This window comes from Stenotrophomonas sp. FR010 (assembly GCF_047520755.2).
GTDB lineage: Bacteria > Pseudomonadota > Gammaproteobacteria > Xanthomonadales > Xanthomonadaceae > Stenotrophomonas > Stenotrophomonas sepilia.
In genome coordinates this window covers 39,438-61,869 of record NZ_JAXBQT020000024.1, presented here as the reverse complement: position 1 = coordinate 61,869, position 22,432 = coordinate 39,438, and the positions used below count along the sequence as shown (strand labels likewise).

Below are 22,432 nucleotides of genomic sequence, written 5' to 3'. Positions count from 1 at the left end.
ATAAAACGATTTCTCACGCCATCTGTTTCTGATACGTTTGGCGGCTCAGATTTTTCTGACAGTCCGACTTTGCCGCTATCCGGCGGTTCGATCGAGGTGAACGATGATTTTCCGTAACCACAAAGCTGTGCTTTCCGTCCTCGTCGCGACCGCCCTGACCGGCGCCGTGGTCACCGATGCCTTCGCGCAGTCCTCGCGTTCCTCCGACCGTGGCAGCCGCGGCGGCAGCAGCAAGCAGGCCAAGGCCGAACCGCTGTACCCGAATGCGACCCGCCAGGAGCCGACCGTCAAGGCCTCGGCCAAGATGGGCAGCAAGCTGCAGAAAATGATCGACAGCTACAACAAGGAAAAGTTCCCGGAGACGCGCACGCAGGCTGACGCGATCCTGGCTGACAGCGCCTCCAACGAGTACGACAAGTCGCTGGCCGCGCAGCTGGCCTCACAGGCCGCCTACCAGACCGACGATACCCCGGCCGCCATCGCCTACCTGAAGCAGGTCATCCAGTTCAACGGCCTGGACAACAACGGCCACTTCCAGTCGATGCTGATGCTGGGCCAGCTGCAGCTGCAGGAAGACCAGACTGCCGAAGGCCTGGCCACCCTGGACAAGTACTTCGCCGAGAGCAAGTCGACCAAGCCGGAAGAGCTGATTGCCAAGGGCCAGGCACTGTACCAGCTGGAGCGCTACCAGGAAGCGATCCCGGTGCTGAAGCAGGCCATCGCGGGCGCTGCCGAGCCGAAGGACAACTGGAACCAGCTGCTGATGGCGGCCCTTTCCGAAGCCGGCCAGACCGGTGAGGCCGTGCAGGCCGCAGAAGCGCTGGCGGCCAAGAACCCGTCGGACAAGAAGGCCCAGCTGAATCTGGCCAACATGTACATGCAGGCTGACCAGATGCCGAAGGCCGCCGCGGTGATGGACAAGCTGCGCAGCAGCGGCCAGCTCACCGAAGAGCGCGAGTACAAGCAGCTGTACTCGATCTATGCCAACACCGAGAACAAGGAAAAGGACGTCATTGCGGTCATCAACGAAGGGTTGCAGAAGGGCATCCTGAAGCCGGATTACCAGGTCTACCTGGCGCTGGCCCAGTCCTACTACTACTCCGACCAGGTGCCGCAGGCGATCGATGCGTGGCAGAAGGCCGCCCCGCTCTCCAAGGACGGTGAGACCTACCTGAACCTGGCACGCGTCCTGCATGCCGAAGGTCGCGTCCCCGAGGCCAAGCAGGCCGCCCAGCAGGCGCTGGCGAAGGGCGTGAAGAACCAGGCTGATGCCAAAAAAATCATCAACCTGAAGTAAGTAGGAATAACGCCTGAATGCCTGCTCAGTTGATGCGCAGGCGCTCAGGATTGGTATAAGCTTGGAGGTTCCTGCGGTGTCATGCACCGCTGATCAGGGATCCCGCCCCCGGGATTCCGGCCCCACTATTGAGCTCTTGGCGCATGACGGAACAACTAGTCGTTCACCGGTACGAACAACCCGATGACAAGGGGCTGAGCTGGCCTCGCATCGTCGGCATCGCGTTTGTAATTGCCCTGCATCTGGCCGCCTTCATGATGCTCCTGATTCCCGCCGTGGCTCCCAAGGCCGTCGCGGAGAAGGAGCGCAACGTCATGGTGACCATCGTCGACGCGCCGCCGCCGCCCCCACCGCCGCCGCCGCCGCCGCCGCCGCAGGATACTCCGCCACCGCCGGTGAAGAATCTGTCGCCGCCGAAGCCGTCGCCCGTACCGCCGCCGCCGCAGGCGCCGGTTGTCGACGTACCGGAGCCGCGCCCGAACGATATCGTCACCCCGCCGTCGCCTCCGGCGCCGCCGGCACCGCCGACCTCGATCGAGGCCAGCGTGGACATCTCGTCGAAGGCCATGAATCCGCCGCGCTACCCGCCGGCAGCCTTCCGCGCAGGTATCCAGGGCGAAGTGATCCTGATCATTGATGTCGATGCCAGCGGCAACGTCACCAATGTCACGGTGGAAAAGTCCAGCCGTAACCGCGACCTGGACCGTGCTGCGATGGAAGCGGCTCGCAAGTGGCGCTTCAACGCCGCTGAAGCAGGCGGTAAGAAGACGGCAGGTCGCGTTCGCGTCCCGGTCAACTTTGCGCTGAACTGATGCGCCCGGGTGGCCGCCTGGCCACCCCCGCTCCCGGTTCGATTGTTTAGCTTAGCTACACCCTTTATCACCACACACAACAAAGGTAAGCGTCATGCTGCAGGAAATTTTCATCGCCGCTGCTGCCGGGGGCAATCCGTCCAACGCCCTGTCGCAGATGGGCTTCGAGCACCTGATCCACGAAATGACCACCAAGCCGGGTGATTTCGCGGTTTCCTGGGTCGTGCTGCTGACCCTGATCGCCATGTCGGCCATGTCCTGGTACTGGACCGTCATCAACATCTTCCGTGCCACCCGCCTGAAGAGTGCCGCTGATCGCGTCGTCAGCCTGTTCTGGGACACCCCGAACGCGCAGGACGCCATCCGTGCGATGGAAGAGCAGCCGGCTTCGGAGCCGTTCTCGAAGATCGCCCTGGACGCTGCCCAGGCAGCCGCCCACCACCAGCGCGCTGAAGGCGGTGCTACCGGCGGCGTCGGTGAGAACCTGAGCCGTTCGGAGTTCGTCGACCGCGCTCTGCGTCAGGCCGTCACCCGCGAAAGCAACAAGCTGCAGTCGGGCATGACCCTGCTGGCCACCGTCGGCGCGACCGCTCCGTTCGTCGGTCTGCTGGGTACCGTGTGGGGCATCTACGGCGCGCTGATCAAGATCGGTGCCACCGGCTCCGCTTCGATCGACGCCGTTGCCGGCCCGGTGGGTGAAGCGCTGATCATGACCGCGATCGGTCTGTTCGTCGCAATCCCGGCCGTGTTCGCCTTCAACTTCTTCAGCAAGATCAACAGCGCGACCATCAGCAAGTTCGATACCTTCGCGCACGACCTGCACGACTTCTTCGCCACCGGTTCGCGCGTCCGCTGATTGCGGCGCGCGTCACCCAGCGACGAAGTAAGTAGTCACCAAGATCTAGACGGAGCCCGTTATGGCTTTCAGTAGTGGTAACAGCGGCGGCCCCATGGCCGACATCAACGTTACGCCCCTCGTGGACGTGATGCTGGTGCTGCTGATCATCTTCATCATCACGGCGCCCCTGATGTCCCACAAGGTCAAGGTGGATCTGCCGGAAGCCAACCTGATCCAGAAGCCGGAAGATGCTGAAAAGCGTCCGAACCCGATCACGCTGGCAGTCAAGGAAGACGGCTCGATCTACTGGAACGACGAAGAAATCAACAAGCAGACTCTCGAGTCCCGCTTGGCGACCGCCGCACAGCAGACCCCGCAGCCGCCGCTGAACCTGCGTGGTGACCGCACCACCAAGATGCGCGTCATCAACGACCTGACCAAGGTCGCGCAGGAACAGGGCATGCTGGACGTCGGCTTCGTTGCGACCAAAGAAAAGGGGCAATAAGCCATGGCATTCAGTAGTGGTGGTGGCAAGGGCCCCATGGCAGACATCAACGTCACGCCCCTCGTGGACGTGATGCTGGTTCTGCTGATCATCTTCATCGTGACCGCGCCGATCATGACGTACCCGATCGCCGTGGACCTGCCGCAGCGCGTGCTCAACCCACCGCCGCAGCTGGTCGAACCGCCGCCGCCGATCGAACTGAAGATCGACGCCAGCAACCAGGTCTCGTGGAACAACAGCCCGATCAATACCAGCGAGCTGCAGCAGCGGATGGAGCAGGAGGTCCAGCGTGACCCGACCAACCAGCCGGAACTGCGCATCGACGCCAGCCCGGATTCCGAGTACGACGTGATGGCCAAGGTTCTGGCCGCCGCGAAGAATGCTCAGATGAAGAAGATCGGTTTTGTGCAGCAGTAAACGCGACACCGCAACACAACAGTCATGACGCGACTGCAGACGCCCCTGGAGACAGGGGCGTTTTTTTTTGTTCTCGTCCTGGCACATGGGATCTCGTCCTGGCACATGGGATGGGGTCAGATCGCCTTTCCTTCGGAAAAGGGATCTGACCCCATCCGGCAGCATGCGCCGCTATGATCGGCGCATGCTTGCCCTCTTCGATTCCCTGCGCCATTGGCTCGACGGTATCGCCCACCTCGGCACGATCCTGGCGGTGGCTTACCTGCTGTACCTGTTCGCGCTGGCGGGCTGGATCATGTTGCAGAAGCGCGAGCCGGTGGCCACGCTGAGCTGGATCCTTTCGTTGGCACTGCTCCCCTATCTCGGGCTCTTCATCTACTACCTGCTGGGCCCGCAGAAGGTGAAGCGGCAACGGCTGCGTCGTGGCCGTGCACGCTCGGGCATGGAGCACTACAGCGATGTCTGCCCGCCCGATTCGGACTGCACCGAACTGGCCAAGGTGGCCCAGGCCACGACCGGACTGGCCCCAAGCAGTGCCACCGAAGTGACCTGGATGGTGGACGGTGCGGCGACCTACGCGGCCTTGCTGGAAGCCGTTGCACAGGCGCACGATCACATCCATCTGGAGTACTACATCTTCAATCCGGATCACGCAGGCACCGCCCTGCGCGATGCCCTGGTCGAGCGCGCACGTGCCGGTGTGCAGGTGCGCCTGCTGCTGGATGCGGTGGGCTCATCCGCCCTGCCCCGCCGTTTCCTGCAGCCCCTGCTCGAGGCTGGCGGTGAAGCGATCTGGTTCCACCCACGGCAGCTGCTGAAACCGTTCAAGCGCCCGTGGCTGAACCTGCGCACGCACCGCAAGCTGGTGATTGTCGATGGCCGCCTGGCCTTCACTGGCGGCATCAACATCACCGACGAGGAAGACGAAAGCCGCAGGCCCGACGCCTATCGCGACCTGCACATGCGCATCCGCGGTCATGTGGTGCGCAGTCTGCAGCTGGTGTTCGCCGAGGACTGGCTCTACGCCAGTGGCCAGGAACCCTCGCGGATGGATATCGCCCGCTTGTGGCCGGCCGATATGCCGCTGCGCGGGGATGGCGCGATCAACGCGCAGGTACTGGTCTCCGGCCCGGATTCGGGCTGGGAGACGATCCACCGGCTGCACGTCGCCGCCATCCAGGAAGCGCACGAGCGGGTGTGGCTGGTGACGCCCTATTTCGTGCCGGGTGAAGCGGCGCGGATGGCGCTGACTTCGGCCGCGCTGGGCGGCCTGGACGTGCGCCTGCTGGTACCGAAAATGAGCGATTCCTGGTTCGTCACCCAGGCCGCGCGCTCGTACTTCGACGAACTGTTGCATGCCGGCGTGAAGATCTACGAGTACGGCCCGCGCATGCTGCACACCAAGGCGTTCATCGCCGACGACGACGTCTGCATTGTCGGCAGTGCCAACTTCGACCACCGCAGCTTCCGCCTGAACTTCGAGCTGTCGATGATGATCAGCGACCGGGACCGCGTGGCGGCCCTGGCCGAGCTGCTGCAGGGTGAATTCGATCGCGCCACCCGGGTGCATGACCAGGCCGGGCGCTCGCTGTGGCTGCACCGCCTGCCCGAGGCCTTCGCCCGGCTGGCCTCGCCGCTGCTGTGATGCAGCGCTACACTGCGGCGATCATCCGGGGAGCCCGACTATGTACTGGTTGTACCTGCTGCTGGCGCTGGGCTGCTTTGCCTTCGCGCTGAAGACCCCAAGCGCGGGGTTGATGACCCTGTGCCTGCTGGCTGCGCTCGGCTTCCTGCTGGCCTGGGTACGCGGTCGTTACGTGGCCCGTTTCGGCGACCTGCAGCGCGACCCGGCCACCCTGATCGATGCCGAGGAACTGCGCCGCCTGCGCGAGCAGGCCCAGGCGCGCCGCAACGATGACGCCAACGACAACGATCCGTCCCCTCTTTCCAAGTAGTTCCGTTCCATGACCCAGCTCAGCGTCAACGTCAACAAGATCGCCGTCCTGCGCAATTCGCGCGGCGGTGCCGAACCGGACGTGGTGCGCGCCGCCCAGGCCTGCCTGGATGCCGGCGCGCATGGCATCACCGTGCATCCGCGGCCGGACCGCCGCCACATCACCGCCGAGGACGTGCTGGCCCTGTCCACGTTGACCCGCGCCCGTGGCGTTGAATTCAACATCGAGGGCAATCCATTTGCGCCCCCGCGCGAGGGGTACCCGGGGCTGCTGCCGCTGTGCGAACAGACCCGTCCGGCGCAGGCCACCCTGGTGCCCGACGGCGATGGCCAGATCACCTCCGACCACGGTTTTGACTTCGAACGCGACGCCGAGCGCTTGCGCCCGTTGATTGCCCAACTGAAGGCGATGGGCTGCCGGGTCAGCCTGTTCGTTGATGCGGGCAACCCGTTGCTGGAGCAGGCCGCCGAGGTTGGTGCCGACCGCATCGAGCTGTACACCGGCCCCTACGCAGAGGCGCATGCGGCGGGCGACGCTGCGGCAATGCTCGAACTGTTCGCCACTGCGGCGCGGCGGGGGCAGGCAGTGGGGCTGGGAGTGAATGCCGGCCATGACCTGTCACAGGACAACCTGCGCGACTTCCTGGCCCAGGTGCCGGATGTGCTGGAAGTGTCGATCGGCCACGCGCTGATCGGCGAGGCACTGTATGACGGGCTGGATGCCACCGTGCGGGGCTATCTGGCCCTGCTCTGACCGATGGATGCAGCCGAGCATGGGCTCGGCTCTACAGCGCCGAGCCCACGCTCGGCTCAGACTTGCCCTGAACCCTTCAGACAGCCGTCGCAGCCATTGAGACGGTGGCGACGTACCCTGCCGCAATGGGTATTGCGATCAAGGGCCGAGGTTCCACGTCCCACCTCGCCGGACGCTTCGAAAGCACCGTCAGCGAGGCGGTGGACGACGGCTGGGCGACCGATGAGAGCGAGGAGTTCCTCGCGCCGCGCCTGCGCACCGAGGTGCGCGCCGAGACCGCGCGCAGCATCATCACCCGCAACACTTCGCCAGACGTCGGCTTCAGCCAGTCGGTGAATCCGTATCGCGGTTGTGAGCATGGTATCAATACCCCCTGATTGTTCACTAGATAAATCCATATAGATCAACAGGTTAGAGAATAATCAGTAAACACATTGCTATCGGCACAATCCCCCGCGCAGTGCCGGCCAAACACGCCCATCCTGGAGAGGTTGGCCAACCTTCGTGGTCTGCAAAGAGTGTTAGAGCCCTGCGGCGCGCAGCAGGGCCGACATCGAGGTACCCATGCCTTTAGCAACTCGCTCCAAGGTAGCGAGAGTGAGGTTCTTTTCGCCACGCTCGATCTTGCTGTAGTAGGCGCGGTGCATCTGGATGTGGTCAGCAAAGGCTTCTTGGCTGACACCCAGATCAATGCGATGCGCGCGGATCACATCTGCAAGTTTCGCTTGGTTCGTATGCTCGACCATACGAAGCAGCTTGTGGTTCCAGTACTTTAAAGACTACGCCTCTAAAGGTAGTCTACTTATAAGTACTAATTGCATCTCCCATGAACTTTTACCTCGTATGTCCGGAACTGGAGTTCACTCTTGAGCTTCCCTTTTCTCCCATGGGCAGGGAGCAGGTCGCTATGCAGATGCGTCGAATGCAAGAAGAGGAAGGGCAAGCAAGAGGCTTTGAGTACCGCCTGGCAGAAGAGCTCTCAAAGCTCATCCCCCAGCTAACGGATTGGGACATCAAGCCGCCCACGGGTGCACAGATGGCATATGCGACTTCGCTCTGCGCACAGTTGGGCATTCCACTGCCTGCAGCAACACGTCGATCGCGGGCATTGATGCAGATCTTCTTGGCGGAAGCCAAAGCGCTCCATGGCCAACGCAGCTGATAAAGGCCTTGCCAGCCGAAGCTGTGGATAAGCCTGGGCAGAACCTACTCGCCAAACGACCGTATGGCCTACAGCTAGCTGAATTTCACGGTGTTGCGGCGCCTGTGGTTAGCAATAATACTAACGGCCCGACCTTCCCAAGTTGTCGCCATGGAACAGGATGCTCGAAAGGCCCAAGTTCCCCTCAAAGGCAGAGGGGCCGCATCGCGTGTCCCAAGCCGTTTCGATACCACTGCAACAGTGGGAGTCGACGACGGCTGGGAGTCGGTCTACCAGGAGATGGAAGACGCGCCACCGCTGAGAACTCAGGTGCAGGAAGAGCGAGCGCGCACAGTGATCAGCCACAACTCATCCCCTGACGTTGGCTTTAGCGCGTCGGTCAACCCGTACCGCGGCTGCGAGCATGGCTGTGTTTACTGTTTTGCTCGCCCTTCTCACTCCTACTTGAGCCTTTCACCAGGCTTAGACTTCGAGACGCGCCTGTTTGCAAAGACAAATGCCCCGGAGCGCCTCAGAGCAGAAATTAGCAAGTCGAACTACAAGTGCACCCCGATTGCGTTGGGGATAAACACAGACGGCTATCAGCCGATTGAAAGGAATTACCAAATTACACGCCAATGCCTTGAGGTGCTTGCTGATGCCAAGCATCCGGTGAGCTTCGTCACCAAGAGTGCCTTGATCACCAGGGACGTCGAACTGCTGGCGTCGATGGCCAAGGATCGGTTGGTTACGGTCTACTTCTCGGTCACCACGCTCGACAGGAAGCTATCTGCAAAACTGGAACCACGAGCTGCTGCTCCCCACGCAAGGCTGCGAGCAATGAATCAGCTGCACGAGGCAGGAGTACCGGTAGGGGTTTTGATCGCGCCGGTCATTCCCATGATCACCGACCATGACCTAGAAGCCATCCTTGAGGCTGCTCACGAACACGGCGCTCGGGCAGCAGGCTACGTGCTTCTCAGGCTACCCAACGAGATTAAGGACATTTGGAGAGAATGGCTCGAGCTGCACTATCCGGACCGCGCTGCGCACGTGCTTAGCTTGATGCGACAGATGCATGGTGGAAAGGAGTATGACGCCAGCTTTGGCACCAGGATGTCCGGAACTGGCCCTGTAGCGGACTTGATCCGGAAGCGCTTTGAAAAGAAGCATCGTGAACTCGGTTTCACTAGGCTGCCAGCGCTGGCCACTCATCTTTTTCAACCTCCCCAAGACAAGTCGCCACAGGGGCAACTTTTCTAGCCGAACGGAAAACGAGGCTAGCATCAGTACAAAGCTATGGATGCAGTCCGAGCGGCGCCTACAGGGACAGAGCGTCCTAGGTTTCTGAGTACTGATACCATCTCCCCGAAAAGGAAATAGCATCTCCTCCGCAGCAAGCTTAGACGGCTTTCCAAACATATTTGGTTATCCCGCTTCCTCATGAAAAGGACCAGCGTATGCCCAAGCAAGTGAGAGGTTTATCAGTCTACCGAAGCACGATTGAGCGGCTGCCACAGTTTCGCATTCTTAGCGGCCCACTCACAGAACACCAAGCGGCGATGCTGGGATTCGACGACCTTCCGCTCGCAGGCGCTTCCATTGTGCCAAGCGCCGAAGGACCCGCGACGTTATTCAATGCCCGAGGCAAAGAGATCATCCGAAAGGACCTTCCGATGGTCACCAAGTCTCGATCAATCAATACCTCGTGGAAGGACTGGCACGGACACACTCACCACGGTACTCAGACAAGATCCTATGAGACCTATCCCAGGGAATACGTTGCACCACCTGGTGAATTCCTCACTGCTGTAGATACAGACAGTGGTATCGCAATGGCTACTAGGATCATTGACCGGACGGAGCCAGAAGAGAGCATTGCAAACCTCCTCAACATCTACCTGGAATGCTTCCAACACTTCGAAATCGTTGACCCGGACCTCGCGGTGCCGGTCAGGGTCGAGAAGATCAACTGGCGCATTCTCTCTCCGGGGAAGTTCCCGTTCGATAGAGCGATGCAGGTATTGGATAGTTATCTGAAGCAGTTGACCGACAGCGACCGCGCAGTCGCTAAGCAGCGCATCCGGACCATCACTCGTCACGAGCCCGACTTCATGGCAGTCGGATTAGGCGGTTTCAGTGAGTACATCGTTTTTGGGTTCACGGGAAGGAATCGATACGTGTTCGAGAGTCCCGAGTCAGGCAATGCCACTTACATCTTCAGGAACGAGTGGGAGGCGGTGTCTCAGCTCACCAAACGCCAGATCCTTCAAGAGCAGCTGCAGGAGACCAGGATCATCCACACCTCGCGTTGGGCCGTAGAGGTCTCAGAAGCAATCCAACGGAAGTGAAGTGGTTGGGCAAAGTTTCAGAGGGGCGTAGCCCGAACCGGTACCCTGTGACCCACGCCATGGATAGCTACCTACCGATGCGTTTACTCAGGCTTAGAAGCTTAGACAGGAACTCCCAATGAAGCCAACCATCCTGGCACTGGACCTCGAAGGCACGCTCATCTCCAACGCAGTCAGTCAGATTCCTCGCCCTGGGCTTCACCGGTTCCTAGAGGATGTCCGATCGCAGTTCGAGGAACTTGTACTGTTCACTACGGTTCCCGAGGCACTTGCAAGAAGAATTGCCGGACTCCTGGCTAGGGAAGGCAGTGTTCCGGCATGGTTTGTCGAGCTTCGATACATCCACTGGTCTGGAAGGACAAAGGATCTTTCCTATGTCTCCCCCCACGTGGGTGAAGCCCTTCTCTTGGATGACCATGGCCCCTATGTGCATGATGGGCAGGAGAGACTGTGGGTCGAGATCCCGCTGTTCGGCTCCCCGTACTCGTCAGACGATGACGGGTTGCAGATCGCAGCTGAACGCCTGACCGATCGCATCATTGAACTGCAGAGTGCATCCGACCTTGGCCACATGATCGCCGATCATGGCTGAGCAGCGCGTTGTCTCGATGGCTCGTTGAAAGAGCGCGTATGCAGCGGCCGTCCTCTCGCACATTCGGCACAGTTAGGGATCAGCACGCGGGCAGCACTCGAGAAACTCTTTGATAGCGTCGCTCCGGAGAACCCGGAGACGGCCAACCAAAGGTTGCCAGCAATCAAAAGTGGTGCAGTGGCGTTGCGGCAACCTTACCTTTGCCGGCAGCAATTGAATCGGTAGCTCCAGGCGTACCCACTGCCCAGCCAACACGCTTCCCTAAAGAACGCGCAGTAGCAACCGCGGCGTCTCCCGATTGATGATGTCAACTCACTGCCAGCCTTGGGTAGCCATTGACCGCGCGCTACCGATTGCCGCGCCAAGCGGACACCAACATTGGTACTGAAGGAGCAAATCTAGCCTGCGCGACGAACGAACCCACCTCTCTGTTGCGCACTTCCCCCGTACCAGCGAGCAGGTCTTCCTTCACACCGAGCGTACCAGTAGGGTCACGATCACGCGTAAATATATGAATCAATGGAAGTAAAAAGTAGGCATGATTCTCATTTCAGTTGTTAACGTACCGTAAGGCTCACAGCAAAAAAAACTTTCCGTATACCTGATAGCTTTCGGCGCCATGGTCTATGACGTCGAAATATGCACCGCACGTGCAATCGCTTCGGAAGCGACAGGAATCAAGTGTGCGCAAGGCGTACCCTTACCCGAAGGCTTCTGCTTTTTGGTCAGCAGGTCTGATGGAACGATCGTTCAGCCCGCTTTTGAATTCTTTGCAGATGCCCATCTAACGATCGGTCCAAAGCCAAAGCTTGCCTGCAGCAAGAACACAACCGCAGCTATCGCGGCTGACCTCACCGACTTCCATCACTTTCTTGACGCAAGAAAAAAGCTCGTTTCCGACGTAGATGAGGATCTCCTCAGATCCTATGCGGACACCTTGACTGACCTGGACTCTGCGGTGACCTTGGATAAGCTCGCCGCCGCGACTATTCATCGAAGATGGTCGACCGTGACCAAGCTAATCGCATTCTGCGTGAAACGGGGATACCTGAGGAAGGCACCAGCGCTGCTGAGCAAGCAGACGAAGCGAGGAACTGTTCAAGTTCTCGACGTTGGCGTCGACCTTCCCGGGCTGAACGACGCTGACGAACTCATCACTGCGCTCCATCCCGAGACCGTCGTCGGTATTCTTGACGAACTAGGTCCAAACCCTGTGCTCGAGCGAAACGGTCTGGTTGAACTGGCATACGCAACCACGGCGCAGCGATTGATGGCTGAGCTTTGCTATCAAGCAGGACTGAGGCGGGCGGAAGTGTGCGATCTCAAAGCGAAAACCATCCTTCAGGCCCGTACGGAAGGGCGCGATCCTCTCACTGCAGTCGCCATCCCCGTGCTCGGGAAAGGTAACAAGAAGCGCAATGTTCCCGTTCCAGTCTGGCTACTCAACGCGTTGAAGCGCTATGCCAAAGGTGTTCGGCAGCGCCTCGTTGACCTCCGACTGGGATACCACAAGCTCGAGGATCACGGCGTCCTATTCGTCCTCGACGCAAACAACCGCAAGCATGCGGGCAATCCGATAACCCCGCAGATCTTCGACCGGCATTTCGCCCAGGCCAAGGACAGGCTGCTCAAACGGCTCTCCAAAGAGCGTGACCTGGCTCGCTACGAATCCACGCAGCGCGAGCGAATAACCATTCACGCCCTTCGACACACCTTCGCCTTGTACACGTACATGGAGAAGCGCGCAAACGGTGACATGGATGCGATCAAGTATGTTCAGTCGGTACTGGGACACAGTCTCAGGGATACGACTGAGTCCATCTACCTGCGAAGCGCGAACGCATTCGAGAGCGAAACCAGGGAATCGATCAGACTGCACCTTGAAGGTCAACCCTTTATGCGAATCGGCGTCGAGGCCTGACGAGTTGGAGCTCACACGGCTCCACGGCCAGCATACGCACTACTCCTCGCATGTGACCGACTCACCTTATCAAATCAGATTGAACACGGATTGGAGCGTTACGTGGCAGGAAGAAGATCCGCCCAGCTGCGGCACGCCGTAGTAGTTGAGGAAAAGGTAGGCAACACAAAGAAATGGGATGTCCGCGAGAGCGCTGGTCGCCTAGAAGTCGCGTTCAGGCGCGCCGGAGACCTGCGCGACAACATCGTTAATCTCAGCCGGTGGAAGGGCATAGGTGCAGCGGCACCGCTCTTCGCCGAGGCGTTCTGCCGAGCTAACAAGAACAGCAGGGAGACGACTAGATCCTCTTCAGCTAACAACATCGTGAGTGGCCTGGTGCAGTACCTAACCGTAAAAGGGGTAAAGATAAGCGGCCCAGACGACACTCCAATGGATCTCGGCGAGTCCTTTCTAACGTATCTGAAAGGTAGGGATACCACGCACCCGACAGTTCTCTCGGTGGAGACCCAGCGCCACTATTACGGGACCTTCAAGAAGGTCGTTCTTGCGCTGCACGAGATGGATCCACGGTGGAAGGTGATCCGTATTCCGCCAAAGCCGTTCGCAGGACTGCCACGGAAGAGCAAGCCGAAAGAGCTGGACCGTGCGGCTTGGGCCAACGTCATGAAGGCGGCGGTCGAAGAATGCATATCGACAATGGACGAAGTGTGGCCGCTTCTAGATAGGGTTCACAGTGCCCTCGCTCAGAAGAAAAAGGGCGACGCTGTATCGCTAAGCGATCCGGCAGAGGCAATTGCTCAAATATTGGCAAACTTTGACGGTCATCTTCCTCGCCAAGGCGCGGTTCACAAGCTCCCAGGCGTAGGAAAGATCAGCGAAAGCGAGTACTTCCGTCTGAGGAGACTAGCGCACCCGATCGGCGGCGATCTGATCCCATTCTTTCTCGTACTAGCCATGCACTCGGGCTTCAACGAGCAGCCACTTAGAACACTCACCCTGAATGGCATATCGGAGCACTACCCGCTTGGACAAAAGCGAACGGTGATCAAGTCCTCCAAGCGCAGGGCTGGAAGTTCCGCTCAGGGCGCGACACAGCGAGCAGCCTTCCCCGCTAGCGATCACCCGCTAGCGCCTGAAAGATTGATCAGTTTCGTTATTGCTTGGACCAAACGAATCAGAGACTACGCTGCTGGTGAGCTTGCCAATGACTTCTTCCTCCACGCAGTTTCCGAAGGCGGGCGGCACAAGCGCCGAGGAATGCACATCGACTCCTACTCAGCCAGAACCGACGACGTGACCACGCGGGTGACCGGTTACATCACGTTGTTCTGCAAACGAAGGGGGCTTAAGTACTCTGGCTCTCAAGCAAACAGGCTTGCGTTCTCCGAAGCGGTTGATGGGCTGACCGACGGCGACGCCTTCGAGCTCCGAGCAATGCTAGGCCATCGGCTACTGTCAACTGGTCAAGACAGTTACCAGACAACCACGATGCAGCATCGGCAAAAGGAACAGCTGGCAGGAGCCATGACCGCACAGGAGCGCTGGGTGACTTCAAATGGAAAGATCGACACACGCTCCGCCCGAAGTGATCGTGAGCAAACGGCAGCCACGCAGGGCTTCTGCTGTGCAGATCCATTCCAAAGTCCTCAACCAGGGCAGCGCCATGGAAAGCTCTGCACCAGCTATGGTTCCTGTCCTGCATGCCCGCTCGCCGCAGCTGATCCAAACGAAGCCTACGCGCTCGCGCGCTTTCTTCAACTGCAGGAGCTATACGAAGAAGCCAGGGCAGAGCTCGGCAGCGAGATCTGGAGGCGAAAGTTCGAGAATGCCTATCTCGCTCTCCGCGATTCATGGATCCCAGCAGTGAGCACAACTGCGAATCGACAATCAGCGATGATGATCATGCTGACGCCCCTGCCTGGACTTGAATAGTCCGGCTGTACCGCCACTAGCGAATCAATTCTAGAGATATGGCTATGCCCGCAGCAAGAAAGGTCGAAACAGCGCAGGCAGCGACCCTGCATCCTTCCTTCCAAGTTGACTATGACAGTGATGTCTGGACCTTTGCCCAGACCACGGTCGGCCAACAGAAGGAGTTTGTCACAGTTGACTGGGCAATCCCTGTGGCACGCGGAGAGTTGCTCACGGACTACAAGCACAGAGGACTGCTCTCTGAGCTGAAGTGCTACCTCAAGACCGCCATCATTGAGGACACCGTACGTATGACGGTTGGGTCTATCCCTGGCACTTACATGGGCATGAGGGAGCTGGTGAAGTTCATGGGAGAGCGGGAGATCCACTCCCTCTTCGATATCACCACGGCGATGAGCTGGGACTACGTCGAAGGTCTCGAAGAGCAGTACATGACGGCCCGAAGTGATGCCGGTCGAGACAGGGCGTGGACGCATGCGACCGCCTACAAACTCATCCATCCACTTACACAGATCTACGAAATCGCGGACAGCTTGCGCGCCAGAGGCGGACAAGCACCGTGCGAAGCGCCGTTTGACGGAAGAAAGACCTACGACGTCGTGACAGAGCCGCTCGGGCTTGCTCGAACGGGTGGATTGATGCCTGTCCCGGACGAGATCTCGGTACCGATTCTTTCCTACGCATGTGAATGGATTGAGTACGGCTCGGAGGATGTGATCAGACTTCAGGCTGAGGTCATCCCGATGCTGATCGACGCAAGAAGTGCTACGGGACCGAGACGAATCGCCTGCTTTCGTCAGATCAAACGGCACATCGAGGAGTTCCAGATGAGCCCGATCCCAGGGACACTGACACCCTGGCATGAGCCATTGGCCACCATAGATCGGATTGATGACGCTGGTGACGAGCGCGAGATTAGCGGAACTCAGGGCCTGAGACGCCTAATACTAATGACTCAAAGCGCATGCAGTGTCTTGCTGCAGGGATGCACCGGGATTCGAGCTCATGAGCTGATTGGCCTCTCCCTGGACCACGATCCGACGCTACAGCACGGTGTGGTCAAGTCAGTGACGTCGCTAGACGGACTAATGGAGGTGTTCTCCATCTGTGGCATTTCCGCCAAAAGGGAAGCGACTCGCCATGAGTGGACTGCCGGACTGCGCCCGTTGGGCACGAATCACCTGCCGATCGTGCTGAAATCCGTCGAGGTGCTGGTGCGGCTAATGGAGCCTTGGCGAGCACTATCGGGCACTAAGTCACTGATGCTCAGCTTCTCCCACGCCAAGTCCCTTCCATCGGGTCCCGATGGAATCGGCCGAATGACAGCATCCAGAAATTCTCTGCTGCAACGTGAGTTTGCCGTCGAAGCCCTCACGAAGAAGCGTGGCATCGAAACGACGCAAGCTGTTTACGAGGTGAGGTACCTACGCCCGCAGCGATGGAGGATCACCTTTGCGCACTATGTGTTCCGATCCAAGCCGGAACTAATGCCAGCGCTACGGACGCACTTCCGTCACATGAGCGAGCAGATCACGGATCAAGGGTACATTGGAAACGATGCGGCTCTGCTCGAGAACTTGGAAGGAGAGAGAGTCATGGAGACCTCTCGGTTCCTAGTTCAAATCACCCTCGGCAGGCCGATCGGAGGTGGACCGGCGCAGCGTCTTCTCATGCAGCATGCCGAATCAATGACCGAGGCACTGTCCAAGATGGACGGAGAGACGCCGATCGATAAGGCCGTGGCATACGTGAAACTCACCGACCTGCGGATATGGACAGGGACCTACGCAAGTTGCCTGATTGATATGTTGCCTGACCGTTCCAGCTGCAACCCACAAGCAAGCCTCCTCACTGTCCGCGCCTCGCCCAACTTCGGCCTACGGTCGCCCGGCCTGTGCGCGGGGTGCAAGTGCTGCATCATCCTGCCAGAGCATAAGGACTTTTGGGAGGATCGCCTCCTGAAAAATCAGGCCATTGTCCAGATGGAGCGGACCAACTCTAGGGATCAGTATTCCAAGATTGCTATGAGCCGTGTTGTTCAGAGTCGAGCAGTGCTGAGGATGATATCCAACGCTACCGGGGACGCTTCCGATCGTTCCGGCGAAAGTTGACGACATTTGCTCCATCGTCTCTCTTGGTACTCTGCTTCTGAAGCCGGGACACTGCGAGTTGGAGAGATGCGTTGTGGATGTTGGTCTTGTAAAGCAGAGCCTTCAACCTTGCGTTCTCAGCCTTAACCCTGGCGAGCTCTTCAGCTACTGAGCCTCGCCTCTCCTCCTCAGCCAGCTCCTGAATTTTAAGCCAGACGTGCCCAAGTCGAGCGTGCCTTGATCCAAAGCTCCCTCTATTTACTCCTGCCTCTGCCGCGACCGCGGTAGGCGTGATGATCCGATGACCTGCGGCCATCTTTGCCTTCAGCAGTTCATTGGTCGGGCGTCGCTTCACCAGGCGGTCAAGAGCGGCCAATGCCTTATCCTCTACTGAGTTGGGTCTGCTCATTCTGCTGTCCGCTGACGCATCATTGGTAAGCAGATAGCCTACGCCACCTTCGCCGCCCAATCATCTAGGTGGGACAAGGAGAACCTTGAAATCAATCCTGATGCAGTCGCTGCCCGGCGAGACCCACGTTCTTCAGACCCAGATGTTCAGCAACGACTTTGGGACAAGGTCCATTGTGACCATTGCAATGATGAAGCGCCGCAAAGCTTCGTGCCTGATAGGGCGCAGAATGGTTAGGTTGAGGCTATGGGGTCGGGGTCAGCGTTGGGGTACTGGAGCAGATCACCAGCCCTTTCGCACCACGCGTGAGGGCTACATAGAGGTTCTGCACGCTCATGCTCTCCGGATAGAGGACCACGGCAATGTCTGCCTCGAGACCTTTCAGAAGGAGAGTGCTGCCGACTGCTCTGCGCGCAATGGGGCGGCTGAGGTGACGATTTCGCTCGCGGGCATGAAGTGCGGCTCCTAATAGATCTTGCTCTCCGTTGATAACGCTTCGCATGGCTGATCGACAGCAGTGCAGAATCTCGGGCCGATAGACCCGAGTGCCTGTCTGTTCGGCCAAAGCGTCCACCAGCCGCAAGGCGCGCGTCATGGTCCGCTCGGACTCAAAGGCGACTGCCTCAGCTTCTACAGGAGTTGGAGGTGTCCTGGCTCTCCCTCTACGAATGGTACCGACACGCGTCACTAGATTCGCCGTGCCGACGCCCGTCATCATGAGAGCGGAGAAGGTGGCCAAGTCTTGCAGCGCACTAGGAGCCTGAAGATTGAATTGCCTGGCGAAGTTGACGAGGTCTCGCATGTCCACGGCTTCTACCGCCATTGCCCCAGGCGTTTGGCTGGTGAGTTGGTGGCGGCATTGAACATTCATGGACTCGCCAATTACCAGAACCGTTCCTTGGCTACCAGGCGCATTGGTCCGTGCCGCAGTCAATCTTTGCTGCACTTCACTACCGGCAACCAGCTGGATCCAACGAACGGATGACGGAGCCGTAGTTAGATCAATGGGTAAGCCGGCCGTAAGAGCATGCCTTTGGGATAGCAGCCACTGGCCCAGCTCTTCATTACCTGCAATTTGCCAGCGCCAAGGGGTTCGAAGGCTACCCGCTGCTGGGAAGGACGATTGAACGTCTTGTTCCCAGTGAACCAGCCGATTTCCGCCAAATCCGAAGATGGCCTGCAGAGGGTCACCGAGGACGCACGTGGGCAAAAGCGCAGCGAGGGTGGACACGATGGAGTGCTGAACGGTGCTGCAATCCTGATACTCGTCAACCAAAAGCCGGGCGTAAGTGGCTGCGATGGGTGCAGCGATATGCCCCGAGTCCAAGAGTTGCCGGAATGATTCACGGATCGCGGGGTAGTCGCTACCCGCGTTGTTGAGCTCCAAGAGTTGGGGATGATGGCCACTGCGCGCCGGGAACTTGGCGATGAGACGCATAGCGAATCCATCAATCGTCGACAGCCGATAGGCAGAGCTGGGCACCCCCGCGCGTTTCAAGCGTGTCCTCAACGCGGTGACGCCAGCATTTGTGTGAGTCAGAACAAGGATCGGTCTGTTCCCAGAGTGGGATGCCAGCGCCTCGGCAATCAGCTGGGTTTTGCCGCATCCTGCTGGGGCGGTGATCGATCCGCGTTGGATAGCTAGCAGATCGATTTCAGGCAGCACGGGTAAAGGCCCAGAGTTGGTCTACTACTGCCTTGAAGCTAGCGTCCGCGTTTGCGTAGCCCCGAGAGACGATATCCAGGACGATTGACTGGTAAGTCGTAAGCGACTTGAACCAGCTATTCTTTTTGATACGGGAGACTTCGCCAAGCAGTACGCGAATATCAGGCGGATAGGGTGAATTCGGCCTCAGCGCTTCGATGGACGCCAAAGTTGTTAGACCGTTCGATTTGGCAACCAGCTGTTGGTTCATAAGATCTTCGCCAACACGCTCTTTAGCCTTCAGGAGCAGGGCATCAATCGATGTGTCAGGAAGGCAGAGGAACAGCTCGTCCTCCAACGTCATTCCTGCCCGCCAAGTCACGAGGCTGCCGCCTGATTGAAGATATGCTTCTGCAACACCTGGAGCGGCAGGTTTGTCAGCGTCTATGAAGACGAGGACTCGGTAACCCAGATCCATAAGCGCAGTCGCTCGGGCAAAAGCGTTGTCCGGAGTGCCTCCGCCTGCATTGACGTATGCACCACCTAAAGCCAAGAAAGAGGATTCTTTGCTGGCTACCCCCCATAGATCGAGGCCACGCACAAACCCTACCTCGCTTGCTCCCTCGCACACAATCACAGACTTCGCCAGAAAGGCCTCCGGGTCAGTGCGCAGCGTGCTTTGAATCTCGTCGGTCGAGCCAGCGGAAATGACGACATGGCCAGCCGGTCGTGGCCGAACTACAAGCAGCTGCTCACCTGAAAGCTCACGAAGTGCCACAGGGGAGTGTGTTGTGAGAAACGCTTGGAGAGGCGGCGGCGTCTCCTTGGCTCCCAAGGAATCCAGCAGCCGCATGAGCCGATGGGGCTCTAACCCATATTCCACCTCATCCACCAAGGCAATCGGCGCTGACTCCGCCGCGGCCCGTTGAAGTCCCGTCACCAAGAGTCGAGAAGAACCCGTACCAAGGGACCGAAGGGGGATGCCTGCCTCGCTGTGAAGCGCGATGGCGCCTTCGCCGATGGAGACGGAGTGCGAGTCGAGTAAGGCCTGCGGCATCGATCCGACGTCAACTCCAAGGCTCTGGGCAGTTGTCCGGACGATTCCGAGTGTCTGACTCAGGTGGGGCGATGCTTGAGCGCCAAAGTTGGCGCGCGCCTGACGCGCTGCTAGAGCGAGCTGGGCTCCCAATTCTGCGCGCTCGTCTGTTAGCCGGTTGAGCACCGACCCGCGGCTCCAAGATAAGTTGGAGCTTGTAAAGCTGCCGATGCGTGCCGGAGCTAACACGATGCGTTCTTTCCAAGGCAGGCTTCGTTCCAAGCCTTGTTGAAGCGACCTATCGGAGATCAGCGTCCAGCTGGGCTCAAGGTCCGCCCCGACTTGAAGCAGCAGCGTAAGCACTGTCTCCAACCCCGCGGCGGGTTCGTCTTCTAGGGTGTCAAATACCGAATCGAATCCTCGCAAGAAGTCGCCATAGACATCAATGTCCATCAGCGATGCCGGCAGTTCCCCGAATGTCACGGCAATACGAATGGGCTCTGAGACATCGAGGTCAAAAAAGTCCATGTCGCCGAAGGAAATGCTTCGTCGAGCACCCAAGCACAGGTCGATGGCATCGAGGATGGTGGACTTGCCACTATCGCCAGGACCGATCAAACAGTTGATGCCCGGGGCGGGCGACCAGTCGAGCGCCTTGATGGATCGAAAGTTCCGAATGGCCAAATGGCGAATTCGAGGCATGGGGCGTCCTGTAAGAGGCTTGGTCAACGGTCCGTGTAGGACGCAGACTGACACCAACTCCTACTACGCCCCTGAGGCAATCCTAGCCCTAAAGCGTTCTGCCAGTCATTGGCTCATTGGTGGAACTTGGCGCCACGCCGAGCTGCTTCGCGAACTTCCCTAACCTGTAACGCGGCAACACTGAGAGAGCGGTTCCAGGTCGCTTCTTCCGTGGTCACCTGCCCGCTTGCAGGCGACGGAGGTCCGTTCATCGCCAACAGCGGACTTCCCTGAGCGAAGGAAATTGGTTCGCGAAGCTGAATAGGCTTGAGCTGGTGTCCGCCCGGCGCGCGGCGGTGCTAGGATTCGGCCATGGACATCGGTCGGACAACCTTAACCGTCGGCGTCGCCATAGTCGCGGTTTCTTGCGGCGGGTCCCAGGGGCGCTGGACTGCCTTTGTCTATCCGCCCGGGGCGTCCACTCAGGAAGTCCGTCACGCTGTTTATGGCGATTACGACACCTTCGAGCATTGCCAGGCGGCTGCAATAGCCGCCCTGAGAAATAGCCCTCCACTGCCAGGGGCGCAGGAAGTGGGATCTTACGAATGTGGGCGCGCGTGTCGATATGACGTCGACATGGACTTGTACGTCTGCGACCAAACTCGCAAGTAGGTAGCTCCGTGCTCGCCGCCCGCCTGGCGCCTTGGTCAGCCTGGCCAGCGTGTGTGAAGTTGATCGATGACAAACCGGTGACGGTGCGTGCCATCCACGTCTCGGTGTGCCAAGAGGTGCGGGTCGTCCTCAGCAAGATGTTCGTGCTTATGCGCTATCTCCTCTGGATCGTGCGCCGGCCATCTGCGCCACGCGGCGACCAAACCGAGTGTGGCCAGAATCCCCAAGGCGGCCAAGGCAACATGCAAGCCGTAGCGCGCACCAACCCACCCGGCGAGTGGATAGGCGATCAACCAGCAAACATGCGATAGGGAAAATTGGGCAGCGAAGAGGAATGGTAGATCGGCGGACTCAGCCGAACGCCGCAGCAGCCGCCCGCCGGGGGTAACCAAGCCGGCATACGCCATGCCCAGCAGCGTCCAGGCCGGAATGACCGCCGTCCACCCGGGATGTCCCTTCAGGGCAAACCAGACGCCAAGGAAGGTAACCAGGACAACTGACATGAACAGTCCTGCAGCCAACATTACTGTCCGGTCCGAAATGCGGTCGAGAACCTTCGGAAGAAGAAGTGCGACCAGCATGGACCCGCCTCCGAAGGCCGCCAGCGCCCATGCAACCTGCTCCTCCGCCCCGCCCAGAACGGTGCGGACCATAACCACCGTATTGACGAACACCATCGCGCCGCCGGCTGCGGCGCAGAGGTTCAACGCGAGCAGGCCCTGCAATCGCGGTGTGCGGAGGTAGATTCGCATTCCACGGATGGCTCGGGCATAGGGACCGTCCTTGGAAGAGACCGCAGCGAGGGCCGGGAAGGTGGTGGACGCGACGAGCAGCGCCGAGAGGATGAAACCTACCGAGGTACCAGCGAACAGCCCGTGGAAGCTAATGATCGTCAGCAGTGCGGCAGCAAGCGCCGGGCTCAGCAGGCTTTCAAGGTCATATGCCAATCGGGAAAGTGAGAGCGCACGGGTGTAATCACGCTCTTCTTGAAGAATTTCGGGGATGGTGGATTGAAACAGCGGCGTGAAACATGCCGATGCCGACTGCAGCACAGCGATGAGGACATACACCTGCCAGATCTCGGTGACGAAGGGCAGGCAGACCGCCACAACCGCACGAACCAGATCGAGTGCGATCAGCACCCGCTTGCGCAGCCGTGCAGGGACCAACGCTCCTGAAACGGGCGCCAAGGTCACGTACACGACCATCTTGATCGCCAGCGCGGTGCCCAACACCGCTCCGGCCTGGCTGCCAGCGAGGTCGTAGGCCAGGAGGGCAAGGGCGACAGTCGCCAAGCCGGTTCCGACCAGGGCGACTATCTGGGCACCAAACAGGCGCCGAAACGCCGGGTGACTCAGTACTTCGAGCATGGGATTGTCCTGGTA

At 59.4% G+C, this 22,432-nt stretch carries 20 protein-coding genes and 1 pseudogene; 16 read left to right on the top strand and 5 right to left on the bottom strand.

Going from position 1 to position 22,432, the window contains the following annotated elements:
• Window positions 1–103: 103 nt before the first annotated feature.
• From ACM0PK_RS18290 to ACM0PK_RS18250, 9 genes and pseudogenes are all read left to right on the top strand, one after another.
• A complete protein-coding gene (locus tag ACM0PK_RS18290) occupies window positions 104–1,297 on the top strand; it encodes a tetratricopeptide repeat protein (protein ID WP_061480436.1) in 1,194 nt (397 codons plus the stop codon).
• Window positions 1,298–1,440: 143 nt separating this feature from the next.
• Window positions 1,441–2,109: an energy transducer TonB gene (locus ACM0PK_RS18285; protein ID WP_005421199.1), complete on the top strand. Its 669-nt coding sequence runs from the start codon at window positions 1,441–1,443 to the stop codon at window positions 2,107–2,109.
• Between the two features lie 94 nt (window positions 2,110–2,203).
• A complete protein-coding gene (exbB, locus tag ACM0PK_RS18280) occupies window positions 2,204–2,965 on the top strand; it encodes a TonB-system energizer ExbB (protein WP_005411738.1) in 762 nt (253 codons plus the stop codon).
• Window positions 2,966–3,026: 61 nt separating this feature from the next.
• Complete coding sequence (locus tag ACM0PK_RS18275) at window positions 3,027–3,452, top strand: ExbD/TolR family protein (RefSeq protein ID WP_005421196.1); 426 nt, start codon at window positions 3,027–3,029, stop codon at window positions 3,450–3,452.
• Window positions 3,453–3,455: 3 nt separating this feature from the next.
• Window positions 3,456–3,869 carry an ExbD/TolR family protein gene (locus ACM0PK_RS18270; RefSeq protein ID WP_005411740.1) on the top strand — a complete coding sequence of 138 codons (414 nt, stop codon included), beginning with the start codon at window positions 3,456–3,458 and terminating at the stop codon, window positions 3,867–3,869.
• A gap of 184 nt (window positions 3,870–4,053) precedes the next feature.
• Window positions 4,054–5,514: a cardiolipin synthase gene (cls, locus tag ACM0PK_RS18265; RefSeq protein WP_134972778.1), complete on the top strand. Its 1,461-nt coding sequence runs from the start codon at window positions 4,054–4,056 to the stop codon at window positions 5,512–5,514.
• 40 nt (window positions 5,515–5,554) lie between these two features.
• The gene (locus ACM0PK_RS18260) at window positions 5,555–5,824 is read left to right on the top strand and encodes a hypothetical protein (protein WP_005421192.1); all 270 of its coding nucleotides are present in this window, start codon (window positions 5,555–5,557) and stop codon (window positions 5,822–5,824) included.
• Window positions 5,825–5,833: 9 nt separating this feature from the next.
• The gene (locus ACM0PK_RS18255) at window positions 5,834–6,577 is read left to right on the top strand and encodes a pyridoxine 5'-phosphate synthase (protein ID WP_180885162.1); all 744 of its coding nucleotides are present in this window, start codon (window positions 5,834–5,836) and stop codon (window positions 6,575–6,577) included.
• Window positions 6,578–6,702: 125 nt separating this feature from the next.
• Window positions 6,703–6,939: pseudogene (locus tag ACM0PK_RS18250) on the top strand (radical SAM protein); the annotation flags it as partial.
• 159 nt (window positions 6,940–7,098) lie between these two features.
• Here ACM0PK_RS18250 and ACM0PK_RS18245 read toward each other — a convergent pair.
• Complete coding sequence (locus ACM0PK_RS18245) at window positions 7,099–7,323, bottom strand: helix-turn-helix domain-containing protein (protein ID WP_012478633.1); 225 nt, start codon at window positions 7,321–7,323, stop codon at window positions 7,099–7,101.
• 80 nt (window positions 7,324–7,403) lie between these two features.
• Here ACM0PK_RS18245 and ACM0PK_RS18240 point away from each other — a divergent pair, with 80 nt between their 5' ends.
• The 7 genes from ACM0PK_RS18240 to ACM0PK_RS18210 all read left to right on the top strand — a co-directional run bounded on the left by ACM0PK_RS18240 (window position 7,404) and on the right by ACM0PK_RS18210 (window position 16,625).
• On the top strand, window positions 7,404–7,739 hold the full coding sequence (locus ACM0PK_RS18240; protein ID WP_012478634.1) for a hypothetical protein: 336 nt from the start codon (window positions 7,404–7,406) through the stop codon (window positions 7,737–7,739).
• A 150-nt stretch (window positions 7,740–7,889) separates the two neighbouring features.
• Window positions 7,890–8,981, top strand: coding sequence for a PA0069 family radical SAM protein (locus tag ACM0PK_RS18235; RefSeq protein WP_021204599.1), 1,092 nt, complete (start codon window positions 7,890–7,892; stop codon window positions 8,979–8,981).
• A 413-nt stretch (window positions 8,982–9,394) separates the two neighbouring features.
• On the top strand, window positions 9,395–10,069 hold the full coding sequence (locus tag ACM0PK_RS18230) for a hypothetical protein (protein ID WP_241899045.1): 675 nt from the start codon (window positions 9,395–9,397) through the stop codon (window positions 10,067–10,069).
• 118 nt (window positions 10,070–10,187) lie between these two features.
• A complete protein-coding gene (locus ACM0PK_RS18225; protein WP_021204601.1) occupies window positions 10,188–10,661 on the top strand; it encodes an NIF family HAD-type phosphatase in 474 nt (157 codons plus the stop codon).
• A gap of 619 nt (window positions 10,662–11,280) precedes the next feature.
• The gene (locus tag ACM0PK_RS18220) at window positions 11,281–12,582 is read left to right on the top strand and encodes a tyrosine-type recombinase/integrase (protein ID WP_012478638.1); all 1,302 of its coding nucleotides are present in this window, start codon (window positions 11,281–11,283) and stop codon (window positions 12,580–12,582) included.
• A 90-nt stretch (window positions 12,583–12,672) separates the two neighbouring features.
• Window positions 12,673–14,514 carry a hypothetical protein gene (locus ACM0PK_RS18215; protein WP_021204602.1) on the top strand — a complete coding sequence of 614 codons (1,842 nt, stop codon included), beginning with the start codon at window positions 12,673–12,675 and terminating at the stop codon, window positions 14,512–14,514.
• Window positions 14,515–14,558: 44 nt separating this feature from the next.
• Window positions 14,559–16,625 (top strand): integrase, encoded by a 2,067-nt coding sequence (locus ACM0PK_RS18210; RefSeq protein WP_229302253.1) that lies wholly within the window; start codon window positions 14,559–14,561, stop codon window positions 16,623–16,625.
• Here the strand turns inward: ACM0PK_RS18210 and ACM0PK_RS18205 are convergent.
• The 4 genes from ACM0PK_RS18205 to ACM0PK_RS18190 form a co-directional block, all read right to left on the bottom strand.
• Window positions 16,588–17,013: a hypothetical protein gene (locus ACM0PK_RS18205; protein ID WP_125892599.1), complete on the bottom strand. Its 426-nt coding sequence runs from the start codon at window positions 17,011–17,013 to the stop codon at window positions 16,588–16,590. The two genes, ACM0PK_RS18210 and ACM0PK_RS18205, sit on opposite strands and share 38 nt — an antisense overlap.
• Window positions 17,014–17,257: 244 nt before the next feature.
• Entirely contained in the window at window positions 17,258–18,679 is a 1,422-nt protein-coding gene (locus ACM0PK_RS18200) for a UvrD-helicase domain-containing protein (RefSeq protein WP_414606779.1), read from the bottom strand.
• A complete protein-coding gene (locus tag ACM0PK_RS18195; protein ID WP_005414983.1) occupies window positions 18,669–20,396 on the bottom strand; it encodes an ATP-dependent nuclease in 1,728 nt (575 codons plus the stop codon). The genes ACM0PK_RS18200 and ACM0PK_RS18195 overlap by 11 nt, the downstream gene beginning before the upstream one ends.
• Before the next feature lie 686 nt (window positions 20,397–21,082).
• Complete coding sequence (locus tag ACM0PK_RS18190; RefSeq protein ID WP_005414984.1) at window positions 21,083–22,417, bottom strand: MFS transporter; 1,335 nt, start codon at window positions 22,415–22,417, stop codon at window positions 21,083–21,085.
• Window positions 22,418–22,432: the final 15 nt, after the last annotated feature.

Bases quoted from the DNA above. Each gene is read 5' to 3' on its own strand.
- ACM0PK_RS18230 (WP_241899045.1), top strand. From the start codon at position 9,395: ATGGTCACCAAGTCTCGATCAATCAATACCTCGTGGAAGGACTGGCAC.
- ACM0PK_RS18275 (WP_005421196.1), top strand. From the start codon at position 3,027: ATGGCTTTCAGTAGTGGTAACAGCGGCGGCCCCATGGCCGACATCAAC.
- ACM0PK_RS18270 (WP_005411740.1), top strand. From the start codon at position 3,456: ATGGCATTCAGTAGTGGTGGTGGCAAGGGCCCCATGGCAGACATCAAC.
- ACM0PK_RS18285 (WP_005421199.1), top strand. From the start codon at position 1,441: ATGACGGAACAACTAGTCGTTCACCGGTACGAACAACCCGATGACAAG.
- ACM0PK_RS18260 (WP_005421192.1), top strand. From the start codon at position 5,555: ATGTACTGGTTGTACCTGCTGCTGGCGCTGGGCTGCTTTGCCTTCGCG.
- ACM0PK_RS18205 (WP_125892599.1), bottom strand. From the start codon at position 17,013: ATGAGCAGACCCAACTCAGTAGAGGATAAGGCATTGGCCGCTCTTGAC.
- ACM0PK_RS18190 (WP_005414984.1), bottom strand. From the start codon at position 22,417: ATGCTCGAAGTACTGAGTCACCCGGCGTTTCGGCGCCTGTTTGGTGCC.
- ACM0PK_RS18210 (WP_229302253.1), top strand. From the start codon at position 14,559: ATGCCCGCAGCAAGAAAGGTCGAAACAGCGCAGGCAGCGACCCTGCAT.
- ACM0PK_RS18255 (WP_180885162.1), top strand. From the start codon at position 5,834: ATGACCCAGCTCAGCGTCAACGTCAACAAGATCGCCGTCCTGCGCAAT.
- ACM0PK_RS18290 (WP_061480436.1), top strand. From the start codon at position 104: ATGATTTTCCGTAACCACAAAGCTGTGCTTTCCGTCCTCGTCGCGACC.
- ACM0PK_RS18195 (WP_005414983.1), bottom strand. From the start codon at position 20,396: ATGCCTCGAATTCGCCATTTGGCCATTCGGAACTTTCGATCCATCAAG.
- ACM0PK_RS18220 (WP_012478638.1), top strand. From the start codon at position 11,281: ATGGTCTATGACGTCGAAATATGCACCGCACGTGCAATCGCTTCGGAA.
- ACM0PK_RS18225 (WP_021204601.1), top strand. From the start codon at position 10,188: ATGAAGCCAACCATCCTGGCACTGGACCTCGAAGGCACGCTCATCTCC.
- ACM0PK_RS18245 (WP_012478633.1), bottom strand. From the start codon at position 7,323: ATGGTCGAGCATACGAACCAAGCGAAACTTGCAGATGTGATCCGCGCG.
- ACM0PK_RS18240 (WP_012478634.1), top strand. From the start codon at position 7,404: ATGAACTTTTACCTCGTATGTCCGGAACTGGAGTTCACTCTTGAGCTT.
- ACM0PK_RS18235 (WP_021204599.1), top strand. From the start codon at position 7,890: ATGGAACAGGATGCTCGAAAGGCCCAAGTTCCCCTCAAAGGCAGAGGG.
- cls (WP_134972778.1), top strand. From the start codon at position 4,054: ATGCTTGCCCTCTTCGATTCCCTGCGCCATTGGCTCGACGGTATCGCC.
- exbB (WP_005411738.1), top strand. From the start codon at position 2,204: ATGCTGCAGGAAATTTTCATCGCCGCTGCTGCCGGGGGCAATCCGTCC.